Origin of the sequence: Novosphingobium sp. KA1, assembly GCF_017309955.1 — a bacterium.
Lineage (GTDB): Bacteria > Pseudomonadota > Alphaproteobacteria > Sphingomonadales > Sphingomonadaceae > Novosphingobium.
This window is the reverse complement of sequence record NZ_CP021247.1, coordinates 2,684,871-2,698,407: the sequence shown is the minus strand read 5'-3', so window position 1 is coordinate 2,698,407 and position 13,537 is coordinate 2,684,871. Positions and strand designations below refer to the sequence as shown.

Annotated in this window: 13 protein-coding genes; 5 read left to right on the top strand and 8 right to left on the bottom strand. The window is 67.7% G+C overall.

All coding sequences use genetic code 11. The features are described from left to right. Nucleotides 1-194: 194 nt before the first annotated feature. A complete protein-coding gene (locus tag CA833_RS12960) occupies nucleotides 195-1,337 on the bottom strand; it encodes an acyltransferase (RefSeq protein ID WP_242526085.1) in 1,143 nt (380 codons plus the stop codon). 255 nt (nucleotides 1,338-1,592) lie between these two features. Here CA833_RS12960 and CA833_RS12955 point away from each other — a divergent pair, with 255 nt between their 5' ends. Continuing rightward, on the top strand, nucleotides 1,593-2,711 hold the full coding sequence (locus tag CA833_RS12955) for a LacI family DNA-binding transcriptional regulator (protein ID WP_207078248.1): 1,119 nt from the start codon (nucleotides 1,593-1,595) through the stop codon (nucleotides 2,709-2,711). Here the strand turns inward: CA833_RS12955 and CA833_RS12950 are convergent. Further along, nucleotides 2,674-3,153, bottom strand: a complete 480-nt coding sequence (locus CA833_RS12950) for a VOC family protein (RefSeq protein ID WP_207078247.1) — start codon at nucleotides 3,151-3,153, stop codon at nucleotides 2,674-2,676. The genes CA833_RS12955 and CA833_RS12950 overlap by 38 nt on opposite strands. Nucleotides 3,154-3,378: 225 nt before the next feature. On the opposite strand from CA833_RS12950, the gene CA833_RS12945 reads away from it, so the two are divergent. Continuing rightward, nucleotides 3,379-4,320 (top strand): diguanylate cyclase domain-containing protein, encoded by a 942-nt coding sequence (locus CA833_RS12945; RefSeq protein ID WP_242526084.1) that lies wholly within the window; start codon nucleotides 3,379-3,381, stop codon nucleotides 4,318-4,320. Between the two features lie 69 nt (nucleotides 4,321-4,389). On the opposite strand, the gene CA833_RS12940 is transcribed toward CA833_RS12945, so the two are convergent. Then, nucleotides 4,390-5,172, bottom strand: a complete 783-nt coding sequence (locus CA833_RS12940) for an SDR family NAD(P)-dependent oxidoreductase (protein ID WP_207078246.1) — start codon at nucleotides 5,170-5,172, stop codon at nucleotides 4,390-4,392. A 154-nt stretch (nucleotides 5,173-5,326) separates the two neighbouring features. Between CA833_RS12940 and CA833_RS12935 the strand changes: the two genes are divergently transcribed. Further along, nucleotides 5,327-6,589 carry a CaiB/BaiF CoA-transferase family protein gene (locus tag CA833_RS12935; protein WP_242526083.1) on the top strand — a complete coding sequence of 421 codons (1,263 nt, stop codon included), beginning with the start codon at nucleotides 5,327-5,329 and terminating at the stop codon, nucleotides 6,587-6,589. Between the two features lie 190 nt (nucleotides 6,590-6,779). Beyond that, the gene (locus tag CA833_RS12930; protein ID WP_207078245.1) at nucleotides 6,780-7,196 is read left to right on the top strand and encodes a hypothetical protein; all 417 of its coding nucleotides are present in this window, start codon (nucleotides 6,780-6,782) and stop codon (nucleotides 7,194-7,196) included. Between the two features lie 25 nt (nucleotides 7,197-7,221). Here CA833_RS12930 and CA833_RS12925 read toward each other — a convergent pair whose 3' ends face one another. From CA833_RS12925 to CA833_RS12915, 3 genes are all read right to left on the bottom strand, one after another. Further along, the gene (locus tag CA833_RS12925) at nucleotides 7,222-8,403 is read right to left on the bottom strand and encodes a hypothetical protein (RefSeq protein WP_207078244.1); all 1,182 of its coding nucleotides are present in this window, start codon (nucleotides 8,401-8,403) and stop codon (nucleotides 7,222-7,224) included. Between the two features lie 182 nt (nucleotides 8,404-8,585). Continuing rightward, nucleotides 8,586-9,368, bottom strand: coding sequence for an enoyl-CoA hydratase-related protein (locus CA833_RS12920; protein ID WP_142634727.1), 783 nt, complete (start codon nucleotides 9,366-9,368; stop codon nucleotides 8,586-8,588). Between the two features lie 17 nt (nucleotides 9,369-9,385). Further along, the gene (locus CA833_RS12915; RefSeq protein WP_207078243.1) at nucleotides 9,386-10,366 is read right to left on the bottom strand and encodes a nitronate monooxygenase family protein; all 981 of its coding nucleotides are present in this window, start codon (nucleotides 10,364-10,366) and stop codon (nucleotides 9,386-9,388) included. A gap of 253 nt (nucleotides 10,367-10,619) precedes the next feature. Between CA833_RS12915 and CA833_RS12910 the strand changes: the two genes are divergently transcribed. Next, nucleotides 10,620-12,035 (top strand): SRPBCC family protein, encoded by a 1,416-nt coding sequence (locus CA833_RS12910; RefSeq protein ID WP_207078242.1) that lies wholly within the window; start codon nucleotides 10,620-10,622, stop codon nucleotides 12,033-12,035. A gap of 97 nt (nucleotides 12,036-12,132) precedes the next feature. Here the strand turns inward: CA833_RS12910 and CA833_RS12905 are convergent, their stop codons facing one another. Together CA833_RS12905 and apaG are read right to left on the bottom strand one after the other, a co-directional pair. Then, nucleotides 12,133-12,933, bottom strand: coding sequence for a LysR family transcriptional regulator (locus tag CA833_RS12905; RefSeq protein ID WP_207078241.1), 801 nt, complete (start codon nucleotides 12,931-12,933; stop codon nucleotides 12,133-12,135). Nucleotides 12,934-13,132: 199 nt separating this feature from the next. After that, a complete protein-coding gene (apaG, locus tag CA833_RS12900) occupies nucleotides 13,133-13,531 on the bottom strand; it encodes a Co2+/Mg2+ efflux protein ApaG (RefSeq protein ID WP_142634733.1) in 399 nt (132 codons plus the stop codon). Nucleotides 13,532-13,537: the final 6 nt, after the last annotated feature.

Genomic DNA, 13,537 nt, shown 5'->3' with positions numbered 1-13,537 from the left:
AGCAGGGGAGCATAGCCCCCCTGCACCCCCAAAACCGTATAGGGCACGCGCGCAGCTGCGTTTTGCACCCTCTTCGAGCCGGGAGACCTAATAGCCTGCGGCGCCAAGGAGCGCACAACGCGGTTGGCCAACGCAACGAAGACGGTAATGGGGGTCCAGGGGGGCTATGCTCCCCTGGTCTTATCCCTTTACCTTCAGGCCACCGCGACCTTGGCAGCCTTGCGCGGCGCCCGGTGCCGCTTCAGCCCGATCAGCGGGCGCAGCGGGCCGATTTCGCGGCCGATCAGGTAGAAGATCCAGGATCCCCCGGCCACGGTGATGCAGAGCGTCAGGAATTCCGGCAGAGCGGTCAGCCCCATGTCGCGGATGGCATAGCTGACAAAGACCATCACCGTCTGGTGCGCGATGTAGATCGGGAACACCGCCTCGACCAGCATCGGCCGCCACTTGCTGTCGAAGTTCCAGTAGCGGTCGGCAATGCCGAACAGCGCGACCACCGTGCCCCAGCACTGCACCGACTTGGCGAAGGACAGCGGCTGCTCCCACGCCGCCGGCGTCGGCGTGTTGCCGGGCCAGAGCAGCGTATCGCCGATCACCCAGGCATAACCGAGCAGGCCTAGCACCAGCGCCAGCTTCCACTGCCTCGCGATCGCCTGGCGCATCGGCTCCGACCCGCGCAGCAGGAAGCCGTAGAGGAACATGCCGAAGTAGTGGAGGTGCGCGGCGCGGTCCACGAAGAGGCTGTGGATGTCGGTCCAGCCGTCGTAGAACAGCCTCACGCCAAAGATCAGCACGATGCCCAGCGGCAGCATCAGCGGGCCGGACAGCAGCTTTTCCGCCTGCCCGCGCAGCCATGTCCGCCATGCATCCGGCAGGAACATCAGGCCCGCGCAGAGCACCAGCGTGTAGACGAGCAGGTAGATGACGAACCACAAGTGCATCGTCGCGGGCAGGCTTTCGTAGCCCACCTTGCGGAAGCTGAAGGCGTCATGGAACAGGAAATAGCCGTAGCCGTGCGCGTAGCCGCTGTTGATCAGCCCCATGTAGGGCTGCGGCGGGACAACGACGGTAAGGCCGAACAGCAGCGGAATGCCGAGGCGCAGCAGGCGGCTTTTCAGGAAGGCGCGGTTGTTGCCGTCCTTCTTGAGCAGCGCCGCGCTGGCATAGCCGGAAATCGCGAAGAGCAGCGCCAGTCGCCAGGCACTGAGGCCGAGGAGCGGGATTTCCGCCCAGCTCACCACCCCGCGCGTGGGGGTCTGGAAACCCCACGGGGTGAACGAAAAGCCGACATGGTAGAAGATCAGCAGGACAAAGGCGCCAACGCGCAGCCAATCCATTCCATAGTGGCGTTGCGACGGGGCGGGCTTCATCATTCTCCAGTGGGGGTGGCGGTTCCATCCGGCGGGAACCCGGCTCATGCGGGGCCCACTTAGGGATTTCGGCGCCTTTCCGCAATGACGGGCTTGTATCAGTCCGTCGCGATTGCCGCGCGGTTACGCCCGCCTTACGCACTTGCCGGATAGGCCCGAGATCGATCCGGAGCGGACGAAACTGCCCTTGGGCCTGCGGGCGCCGCGCTTCATCATCGCGCGATGATCCGCACCCGATCCCGCGCCACGATGGAAGATATAGCCAGGATCGCCGGGGTCTCGAAAAAGACGATCAGCCGCTACATCAACAACTCGCCCGATGTCAGCCGGTCCATGCGCGCGCGGCTGGACGCGGTGATCGCCGAGACCGGCTTTGTCCCCAATGCCCAGGCCCGCGCGCTGGCGCTGCGGCGCACCTTCCTGGTCGCACTGGTCCACGACGGATCCGACCGCGCCGTGCGCGAGGCGGCGGAGGCAGGCATCCTGCGGGCGATGGAAGGCAGCGAACTGGCACTGGTGGTGCTGCCCCGCGGCGACGACGCGGCATCGGGGCTGCACCGCTTCCTGGAACGGCATGGCCCCACCGGAGTGGTCCTGCTGCCCCCGCTCGCGGACCGGGAAGACCTTGCCGCCCTCTGCGCCCGGGCGGACACGCCGTGCCTGCGGCTGGGCGAAGACGAACCGGCCTGCGACGAACGCGCCGCCATGGCCGCGCTGGTGGAATGGCTGCTGGCCAATGGCCATCGCCGGATCGGCCTGATCGCCGGGCCGGATGCATCGGCCTCGGCCCGGCGGCGGGAAGCGGGTTACCACGATGCCCTGGCGGCGCACGGACTGGACCGGGGGCCATGGCTGGTGGCGGCGGGGGACAATTCCTTCGCGTCCGGCATGGAAGCGGCCGCACTGCTGCTGGAACTCAGCCCGCGCCCCACCGCCATCGTCGCCTGCAACGACGAGATGGCCGCCGGCGCCCTTGCCGCCGCCGCCGAAAAGGGGATCGCGGTGCCCGGCGAGCTCTCGGTTGCCGGTTTCGACGATACCCCGCTCGCGGCCATGACCGTGCCGCCGCTGGCCACGGTCCACGTGCCCTGGGCACGCATGGCCGAGGCGGCAATGGCCCGCCTGCCCGGGATCGCGCCGATGACGCGGCATGACCGCGCTTGCGACAGTTTCCCCGGGGACGGTTTTTCTGGTGACGGTTTCCCCGGAGACGGTTTCCCCGAGCCCCCCCGCTCATGGCAAGGAACGCCGGTCCTGCGCGCTTCGGTTGCCCCGATCGCCCCCGGGCAGGGCGAACCGGCGGCTATGCCGCGTTTGCGGCGCGCAATTCCTCAAGCGTGAAGCCATTGGCCGGCATGCATTGCTGCACCTCGATCACGTTGCCCTCCGGGTCGTAGCCGTAGAGCGTGAGGACATGGCCGGCGTCGACATGGTCGCGCCCGCTGAACGTCATGCCGCAGGCCTTGAGGTGCACGATGTCGTTCTCGATGTCGGTCACGTCGATGCACATATGGGTATAGCCGCGATCGTTGGGCCTGAGCGGCCGCGCCAGATCGGACGGCGGCGCGGAATATTCGAACAGTTCAAGATAGCACTGCCCGGCGCGCAGCATCACGCCCCTGGCCGCCGAGCCCGGCAGGTCGACGATGCGGTCCATCACCGGCTCGCCGGACCAGCCGAAGCCCTCGTCCACCGGTTCGAACCCGAAGGCCTCGCAGTAGAACCGGGTCATGCGCTTCAGATCGCGGCAGTTCACGCCGACATGGTGGATGCCCCGGATCATCACGTGTTCTCCCGCGTGCTCTTGCGCACCGACTATCGGCGCCGACCCGGGGCGCGGCAACCCTGGCCACTTGCCTCACCGGGCGAAACGCTTGCCTCCAGCGGCGCGGGAAAAACCGACTTTCGGATGATTGCACGGTCTTTACCTTTTGCGGAGTAATACCAATGGGGAATTCCCGAATATTCCGCCGATTCCATCAGCCCCCTCGTTCGAGGATCCGTTTTCGTGTTCCACACGCCCTTGGGCATCCGTCATGCACCCGATTTGCAGCCGGGGCCGACTGCCAGCGCCGATGCCGCGCTCTATGCCCGTGCGACGCGGCTGATCGGGCTGGGCGCCTGGGCATGCGATCTGGCGACCCAGGAATTGTCCTGGACCGAGTGCGTGTTCGAACTGTTCGGGCTGCCGATGGACCGGCAGGTCGACCGGCGCGAGGCACTCACGTTCTATTGCGAAGAATCGCGCGAGACGATGGAACGGCTGCGCGCCCATGCCCTCGCCACCGGCGCCGGCTTCACCATGGACGCCCAGATCCGCCGCGCCGACGGCGAACTGCGCTGGATGCGCCTCACCGCCGCCGTCCGCATGGCCGGCGACCATGCCTCGGAACTCTACGGCACCAAGCAGGACGTCACCGAGGAACACGCCCGCTGGCTGCGCCTGCGCCGCATGGCGGAGAACGACCCGGTCACCGGCCTTGCCAACCGATCCTTGTTCGAGATGCACTTCCTCGACCTGCCGATGGGCGACGAGGCGCTGGCCGACATCGGCACGCTGGTGCTGTTCGACCTCGATTCGTTCAAGCAGATCAACGACCGCTGGGGCCATGTCGCGGGCGATGCCTGCCTTGCCGCGTTTGGCCACCGCCTTGCCGCCGCCTTCCCCGAAGCGCGCATGATCGCCCGTATCGGCGGCGACGAATTCGCGATGCTGCTCACCCGCACCGGCCAGATCGAGATGCCGGACCGCACGCTGCGCCGCTGCCTGCCGGGCCTGCTGAGCCCGGTGCCCTGGGGCAGCGAACTGCTGCCGCTGGGCGCCTCGGCGGGCATCGCGCAAGCCGGCGGAGCGGGCCAGCTCGATCCCGAGGCGCTGTTCGTGCGGGCCGACAGCGCGCTCTACCGCGCCAAGCGGCAGGGCGGCGGCGTGATGGCCGCCGCCGCTTAGAGTCTGTTTGAAGAATGCCCGAGGGGCATTCTCGATACGGCACCGCAAAAATCCGCCTACGGCGGATTTTCAAACGCCCTCCGGCTCCACCCAGGTCGTGCGCGTCACCCGCGGGCTGAGGTACTTGGTTGCCGTCCAGCCGCCGTCGACCACGATCGACTGGCCGTTGATCATCTCGCTGCCCGGCAGGCAGAGGAAGGCGATCACGCTGGCGATGTCCTCCGGCTGGGCGAGGCGCGGATAGGGCGTGGTTTCCACGTTGGCGCGCTTGAAACCCTCGTCCTCGAAACGGTGGCGCACCATGTCGGTCATCGTCACGCCCGGCGCCACGCAGTTGGAACGGATGCCGCGCGGGCCATATTCGCAGGCCATGTGCTCGGTCAGCGACTTGAGGCCGCCCTTGGCCGCCGAATAGGCGCCGCCGCGCCGCCCGCCGACATGCGCGAAGGTGCTGGTGACATTGACCACGCTGGCCCCTTGCGAAAGGTGCGGGATCACCTCGCGGCAGAGGCGAAACGGGGCGACCAGCATGATGTCGAGGAAATCGTCGAGCGTCTCGTCGTCGGTCTCGTCGAGCGGCTTGGGGCTGCCGACGCCGGCATTGTTCACCAGCGCATCGATCCGGCCGAACCGCTCCAGCGCGGCGCCGACGATGGCGGCCGGAACGGCGGGATCGGTGAGATCGGCACTGATCGCCAGCACCTGATCGGGATTGCCGATCGCGGCTTCCAGCTTGGCCAGCTTGTCCTTGCTGCGCCCGACGCCGACGATCGCGAAGCCTTCGGCGTGGAGGATCCTGGCCGTCTCCAGCCCGATGCCGCTGCCCGCGCCGGTGATGATCGCCGTCTTCATCGCATACTCCCGTCCGTGTCCTTCGTTTCCGGCTAGGCGCTTTCGGCGCGGCGGATAAGCCTGACCACGCCGGCAACGATGCTTGATCGCTTCTGCGATAAGCGGGGGCGCCCGCCTTGGCCGCCCCGGTGGGCGGGTCTAGCCTTGCCCCATCATGAGCACGAACCAGAACGATATGGCCGCCGGCAATGCGGCACTCGCCGGCATCCGCGTCATCGACATGAGCCGCGTCTTCGCCGCCCCCATCGGCGCGCAGATCCTTGGCGACCTTGGCGCCGACGTCATCAAGATCGAGCGCCCGGGCGTGGGCGACGACGGGCGCGGCTACGGCTTCTCGTGGGTCCCCGGCAAGGACGGGATCGAGACGCGCCATTCCAGCTTCTTCACCGTGTCCAACCGCAACAAACGCTCGATCACGCTCAACCATGCCAAGCCGGAGGGGCAGGCCATCCTCAAGGAACTGGTCAAGACCGCCGACGTGCTGATCGAGAACTACAAGGTCGGCGATCTCGCCCGCTTCGGCCTCGACTACGAGAGCCTGAAGGCGATCAACCCGCGGCTGATCTACTGCTCGGTCACCGGCTTCGGCCAGACCGGGCCGATGGCCGCGCGTCCGGGCTATGACGGGCTATTCCAGGCCACCGGCGGCATGATGGCCGTCACCGGCATTCCCGAAGGCCAGCCCGGCGCCGGCCCGCTCAAGACCGGGCCCAGCCTCGTCGATTTCGTGACCGGCCACAACACCGCGCTCGCCATCCTCGGCGCGCTGCAGTACCGCCATCGCAGCGGCGAGGGACAGTTCATCGACATCGCCCTGCTCGACAGTTCGGTGGCGATGGTCAGCCACATCATGCAGGACTACCTGATCAGCGGCCAGGCCCCTCCCCGGCTCGGCAACGGCGGCAACGGCGGCGGCCCCGCCGACCTGATGCACTGCGCCGACGGCATCGTGTACCTCACCGCCGGCACCGACGAGCACTATCGCCGCCTGACCGTGCTGATGGAGCGCCCCGAACTCTTCACCGACCCGCGCTTCGACAGCAATCTCAAGCGCGGCAAGACCAACCGCGCCGAACTGATGGACCTCATCAACGCCTGGAGCGCGGGTTTCACCGTCGCCCGGATGCAGGCCATGCTCGACGGCGTCGGCATCCCCGCCGCGCGCTACAACGAACTCGCGCAAGTCTGGGAGGACGAGCAGGTCAGGCACCGCAAGCTGCGCGCCAGGACGCCCCACGCCTGGGCCGAAAGCGGCTCGGTGGACCTCATCGCCAGCCCGCTCGCCCAGATGTCGGCGAGCCCGGCCACGATCCGCATGGCCCCGCCGATGCTGGGCGAACACACCGCCGAAGTGCTGGCCGAGATCGGCATCGACGAGGCCGGGCTGGCGCGGCTGCGCGCGGCGGGTGCGGTCTGAGAGCTTGTTTAAAAATGCCTGAAAGGGCATTTTCAGGGCGGCGCCAGCCCGATCCCGCCACAAATGCTCCTAGCACCACCGCGATAACTCTTTACCCCAACAGATTTTATTGTCACAGTATACGATATATAATTGGCAGTCAGATCCGGGGTAAATGGAGATGTTCAGGACAGCGATCCCATTCACGGCGATGGCTGTTGCCGCCGCGATGCCTCTGGCGGTGACCGCTCAGGATGTCTCGTCCGCTTCCAGTCCGGCGTCATCGGCTCAGGAAGCGCTGAGCGCAGCCATGCGGCCCGCGATCTATCCGCATATCTACAACGTCACCGTGCCCACGGACGATCCCTGCAAGACCGCATTCTTCGTTTATCAAACCACCCAGAAACAGACGAAGATCGACTTCATCTTCGAGGCCGACTGGACAAGAGTGCGCTGGGTACAGTTCGTGGAAGGAAAGGATCAGAAGGAAATCTGGTGGACCGACTGGATCCGCATCGACATCGACGATGAAGCCGATGACGCCTTCGTACCGCTCCACGTGGCCAAGGATCAGATCCAGCCCGCCTTGAACGCCGCGACTGCACTCAAGGAGGCCTGCCGGAAATAGGCCGCCGCATTTCGGCCTCCCCCGATCACACCAGCAATCCCTTCAGCGTTGCCAGCACGACGCCGAGAGGTAATGTCAGGCACAGCGCGGCGGCGAAAGGCAGCAGGGTCGCGGCAACCAGCATGACCACGCTGCGCACGTCGACCGGCAGGAACCGCATGGCCTGCGCACCGGCGACAACCGCGTAGAGATCCGCCCCGGCCGAAAAGTCCGGGGCTTCGAGGATGGCGGGGCGTTCTCTCCGGTCCCCACCGTCGCTGCCCTCGCCCGGCGCCGCGTCGCGGCGGAGCCAGCGGGCTTCGAGCGAGGAGCCCAGTTCCATCGCCAGCGCGCCATAGGCCATCGAACTCTGGCGCCAGACCGCCATCATCTTCCCGGAAAACAAGAGGAGCGGCCCGGCACAGAGGATCGCCACCACGGCCACGCTGCCGCCGACCAGCAGGCCGTCGGTGAACCGGCTCGACGTGCCGGAAAGGTGATCATGGCCCAGCCGCCCCGCCGCGATGGCGCCGAGCGCCATGCCGAACAGGGTGAAGGCGCGCAGCGACTGGCTGAGGAAGGCCAGTCCGCCGCACTGGTCGGGGTGCGAGGCCACCAGCCGCAGATCGAGGCGGGACAGGCAGACCAGCAGCCGCGCCCAGATCGCGATGCGCCAGAGCCAGCCGATCAGCAGGGTCAGCAGCAGCGGCAGGCTGAAGGCGAATTGCCAGAGCCCCGCCATCGACAGCCGGTCCGTGCCCGGATCGCGCATCCAGCCAGACAGGTGCGCGCCCGCCACCCCGCGAAAGGTCAGCATCGCCGTGACAAAGGCCAGGACCACCGTCGCCGCCTCGATCAGATGGGAATCGAGCAGGCGGCGGCTGACCACGATCTGCCGGAACAGCGCATGCCGCCCCGCCGCATCGAGCAGGCCCGAGCGCGCGAAGTGCCCCGCGATCTGCCCCAGCCGCGGCCCGCAGGACGACAGCGCCGCGACCAGCAGGGGCGCGGCAAGGGCATAGCGGGCATGGACGCCGATATCGCGGCCGAAATCGCCAAGCCGCTCGGGCGCGAGCAGCAGCGTGAAGACCCCCAAGGGCAGCCAGCCGATCGCCAGCACCACCAGCACCCGGCGAAAGGGCTGCACGAAAGGCGGCCTTGCCACATGGATGAAGTGGGCCAGATGGCGGGGCGGGCCGTGCCGGAACAGCGCTTCAAGGTCGGACATGGCATATCCTTGGCGCAGGCACGGCCCATGCCGTCCCGCCTTTCGGACTATCCCGTCATGGCTGCCCCGAGGAAATCGGGATAAACCCGCAGGTTGCGCCGCTGCCCGCCGCATAGGCGGTATCGGGGGAGGTATCGGGGGCGGTATCAGGGTCAGCATCGCGGGCAGCCGCCTGTGTGCCGTCAGCGCCCCTTGAAGACAGCCGCGCGCTTCTCGGCAAAGGCGGTGACGCCCTCGACAAAGTCCTCGGTGCGCGAGGCGTCGCGCTGGCCGAGGCGTTCGTGGGTGAGCGCCTGTTCCAGCGTGCAGTCGGTCGCCGCCCAGGCCACCTGCTTGATCCGCCGCAGCGACCAGGGCCCACGTGCCAGTTCGCCGGCCAGCGCGAGGGCGGCGCCGTCCAGCGCCTCGTCCGCCACCACGCGGTTGACGAGGCCCCATTCGAGCGCCTTCGCCGCCGGAAGACGCTCGCCCAGCAGCATCATCTCCATCGCCCGCACCCGCCCCACCGCGCGGGTCAGCAGCCACGAGGAGCCACCGTCCGGCACCAGCCCGACATGGCGGAAAGCCTGGAGGAAAAACCCGCTTTCGGCGCAGAGGATGAGGTCGCCCGCCATGGCGAGCCCCGCGCCGACGCCCGCCGCCGCGCCGCGCACGGCGGTGACGACCGGCTGCTCCATGTCGCGCATGGCAACGATCACCGGGTTGAAGTGACGGTCGAGCAGCGTGCCGACATCGCGGCGCGGGTCGGCCAGCATGCCCGCCGCATCGCCGAGGTTGGCGCCCGAGCAGAACGCCTTGCCCTCGCCCGTCAGCACCACCGCCCGCGCCTCGAAGGCGGCGCGGGTCATCGCATCGAACAGTTCCTCGCCCATCTGCGCGGAGCCGGCGTTGCGGGTGGCGGGATCGTTCATCGCGATCCGGGCGACGCCGTTTTCAAGGCGGTAGAGAACTTTTTCGTAAGTCACCTGCGGTCGCCTCCCGGTCAGGCCAGCATCTGGCCAAGACGGCCACGGACAATCGCTTCGGCATCGGCGACGATCCGCTCGATCAGGTCCTTGCAGGTCGGCAGGTCGTGGATCAGGCCCTGCACCATGCCGGCCCAGAAGATGCCCTTGGTAAGATCGCCGCTCTGCAGCAGTTCGCGGCCCACCGCCCCGGCGACGAGGTGCTTGATGTCCTCGAAGGTGGATTCGGGACGGGCCGAGATCTCGACCACTTCGTCGGACACCGCGTTCTTGCCGACGCGGGCGGTGTTCTTGAACTTGCGGAAGATGAGGTTGGTGCCCCGCTCGTCGTTCGCGATGTAGCGCGCCTTGACGTTGTCGTGGATCGGCGCCTCCTGCGTGGCGCAGAAGCGCGTGCCCATGTTGATGCCCTCCGCGCCCAGCGCCAGCGCCGCGGCAAGGCCGCGCCCGTCGCCGAAGCCGCCGCTCGCCAGCATCGGGATCGAGACCTTGTCCGCCGCCGTGGGGATCAGGATCAGGCCGGGAATGTCGTCCTCGCCGGGATGGCCGGCGCATTCGAACCCGTCGATCGAGATAATGTCGCAGCCGTGCTTCTCGGCCGAGAGCGCGTGGCGCACGGCGGTGCACTTGTGGATCACGGTGACCCCGTGGGGCTTCACCAGTTCCCAGATCTCGCGCACGGCCTGGGTGCCTGCGGTCTCGATGATCCTGACCCCGCCGTCGAGCGCGGCCTCGGCATAGGCCTTGTAGTCGGGCGGCAGCAGCGTCGGGAACACGGTGATGTTCACGGCAAAGGGCTTGTCGGTCATCGCGCGGCAGCGCTCGATTTCCTCGCGCAGCGCGGCGGGGCTCGGCTGGGTGAGCGCGGTCAGCGTGCCGAGGCCGCCGGCATTGGACACCGCGCTGGCCAGTTCGGCCAGCCCGACCCCCTGCATGCCGCCCTGCACGATCGGATGCTCGATGCCGAGCATCTCGGTGACGCGGGTCTTGAATGCCATGGCCTGTGAACTCCCGGAATATGTCCTTGCCGCGGTCCTAGGGAGAATTTCCGCGCTTGGGGACACCCCCGCCCCGCAATTCGCGCCGGCGATGCCCGACCGGGGTACGGGCGGGGTACGGGCGGAGCCCGGCCCGCCATGCCCCAACTTAGCGCGCCCGCGATGGCCCGCGCGCCTGCGCGCCATTGCCTGCCCGCCGCAGGGTTGTACATTCGTTCAATACGAAACGAAGAACAATCCGAGAGGTGTCGGAGTGCTGAAATCTGTCGACGGCGGGCTGCGGTCCGTCCCCTATCCGATCGACGATCCCGAACGGATCCCGGTCCGGCGCTACTACGATGCCGAGTTCTACCAGGCCGAGCTGGACCACTTGTGGCCCCATGTCTGGCAGATGGCCTGCCGCGAGGAACAGATCCCCGAGGTGGGCGACTGGATCGAGTACGAGAACGTCGGCAAGTCGGTCATCGTCGTGCGCACCACCAGCGGCGTGAAGGCCTTCCACAACGCCTGCCGTCACCGCGGCGTGCCTTTCGCAGGCGGCACCGGGCAGGCGCACGGCAACTGCCGCAAGTCCGGCTTTGTCTGCCCGTTCCACGGCTGGCGCTGGAACATGGACGGCGAATCCACCCAGGTCTACGGCAAGCACCTGTTTTCCGAGCGCCAGCTCGATGCCGACGACATCAACCTGATCCCCTGCCGCGCCGAGACCTTCATCGGCTGCGTGTGGATCAACCATGACAACGACGCCCCCTCGATCCGGGATTCGCTGGGCCCGGTGGCGGCCAACCTCGAAGCCCGCAATCTCGACAAGATGCGCGCCGAATGGTGCTTTGCCGCCGAGCTTCCGGCCAACTGGAAGGTCGCGATGGAGGCCTTCATGGAAGGCTACCACGTGATGCAGACGCACCCGCAGCTGCAGCATGCCGCGCCGATGATGTACGATTCGATGTACAAGACCCCGCGCGGCCCGGTGCCGATCATGGCCGAGGCGCACCTCTCCTACCGCGAGAACCAGGAATTGCAGGTCAATTCCATGGCCCTGCTCAGCGAGGGCATGGCGGGCATGGTCCACGAGAAGGAAGTGGAGATCGCGCGCGGCCTCGTCGGCATCGAGGAAGGCCTGCCCGAAGACCAGAACATGGCGATGTTCCACTGGCTGGGCATCGTCATGCACCAGATCACCGAGCAGCTCAAAGCGCGCGGCGAGCCGGTGCCGGACCTCTGCACGGTGGCGCAGACGCACCCGGTGAAGGCGGTGGAGTTCCTGTTCCCCCACTACTTCCTGCTGCCCTACTTCACCTCGATGTCGGCCTACCGGATCCGCCCGACCGGGCCGGAGACCTGCTTCTTCGAGATCTGGTCGCTCACTTACGTGCCCGAGGACAGCGACATGGAGACGGTGATGGAACCCACCGTGCTGCCCTACAACAGCCCGGACTTCCCGCCGATCCCGCGCCAGGACTATTCGAACATCCCGATCCAGCAGAAGGGCCTGCACGCCACCGGCTTCGAGTTCATGCGACTCTCGAAGGACGTCGAAGGGCTGATCAGCAATTACCAGCGGATCATCGACGGCTACCTCAAGGGCGTGCCGCAGGACCAGCTGGCCAGGGCCGCCCACAAGCTGGGCGGCAATTTCGACGGGCCGATCGAGGACCTCGGATTCTGAGAACCCGCCTGGAAATTCGCGAAAAGCGCATCTTTCGGCACGGGGCCCGGTTCACACCGGGCCTCGTTTCGTGCGCGGCGCGGCCGGGGAAAGCCCGTCAGCCCCCGGTCAGCGCGGCGACCAGTTCCCGGACCTTCTTCTGGCGCCACTGCGGCAGCGGCGCCACCAGCCAGTAGGCACGGCGGCACGGGGTGACCGGCCCGACCGCGACAGACTTGCCCGCCGCGAGCCCTTCGGCCAGCAGTGCGGGCACCCGCACCCGGCCAAGCCCGGACAGGGCAGCGGCCACCGCCTGACCGGCATCGGCGACCTGGATCGCCGGCTGGCAATCTTCACCCTCGGAAGCCGCCTCGCTCTCGGGCGCGGGATCGCCCGGCCAGCCGATCCAGTCGCCGCCGCCCAGTTCCACCCATTCGGCGGCGCCCAGCGCCAGCCCTTCGAGATCGCCCGGACCATCGGTCCAGCGCACCGCGAGGTCGAGATTGGCCTCGGTAAAGTCGGTCAGTTCGCCGTCGACAAGAATGTAGCGCACTTGCGGATTGGCCGCGCGGAACGCGGCCAGGCGCGGCGCCAGCCAGGCGGCGAAGAATTCGCGCGGGGCGGCAATCGTGTAGACGTGGCTGGACTGGCCCGCCTGCATCGCCTGCACCGCATCCTCGAAATGGAGGAAGCCGGTCCGCAGCGCGGCCAGCCCCGAACCGGCCTCGTCGGTCAGTTCCAGCCCCTTGCTGGTGCGGCGGAACAGCACGACGCCGAGCAGGTCCTCCAGCGCGCGAATCTGCTGGCCGACCGCGGCCGGCGTCACCGCCAGTTCGTCCGCCGCGCGGGTGAAGGAGAGGTGACGGGCCGCTGCATCGAACACGCGCAGGGCATTGAGGGGCAGGTGCGTCCGCTTCATGGCGCTTCCCTAGGCGCTGGAACGGGAAGGAGCAAGGATGTGGCTCGAACGCCCCGCCGGACTACTGGAAAACGACTGGCGGGACGGGGCTTGCCGCAAGCAAAGGGCACCCCCCGGATCCCGGCGGCGCAAATCCCGGCGGCGCAGTTCCCGGCGGGGCCGATACCCTGCACCGGCGCGCCTTCGCCCGTCCCATGGCTCAGCCCGCGGTGGCGGGCGCCGCCAGCGGGAACAGCGGGATCTGCGCCTGCAATTCGCTGCCGTCGCTGCGCAGGAACGTGTAGAACCCTTCCATCGAGCCTTGCGGCGTCGACAGCGGGCATCCCGAGACATAATCGTGGCTGCGGCCGGGACGGATCAGCGGCTGTTCGCCCACCACGCCCTCACCCTCGACCAGGTTGACGTCGCCGTTGCCGTCGGTGATGCGCCAGTGGCGGGTCATGAGCTGCAGGCTGTCATCCGAATCGTTCTCGATGCGGATGTGATAGACCCAGAACCACTTGCCCGCCTCGATGCGCGACTGCTCGGGCAGGAAGTTCACGGCGACACGCACGGTGACCCCGTCGGTCACGGCAGTATGTTGGAACAGTTCCTTCATGACACG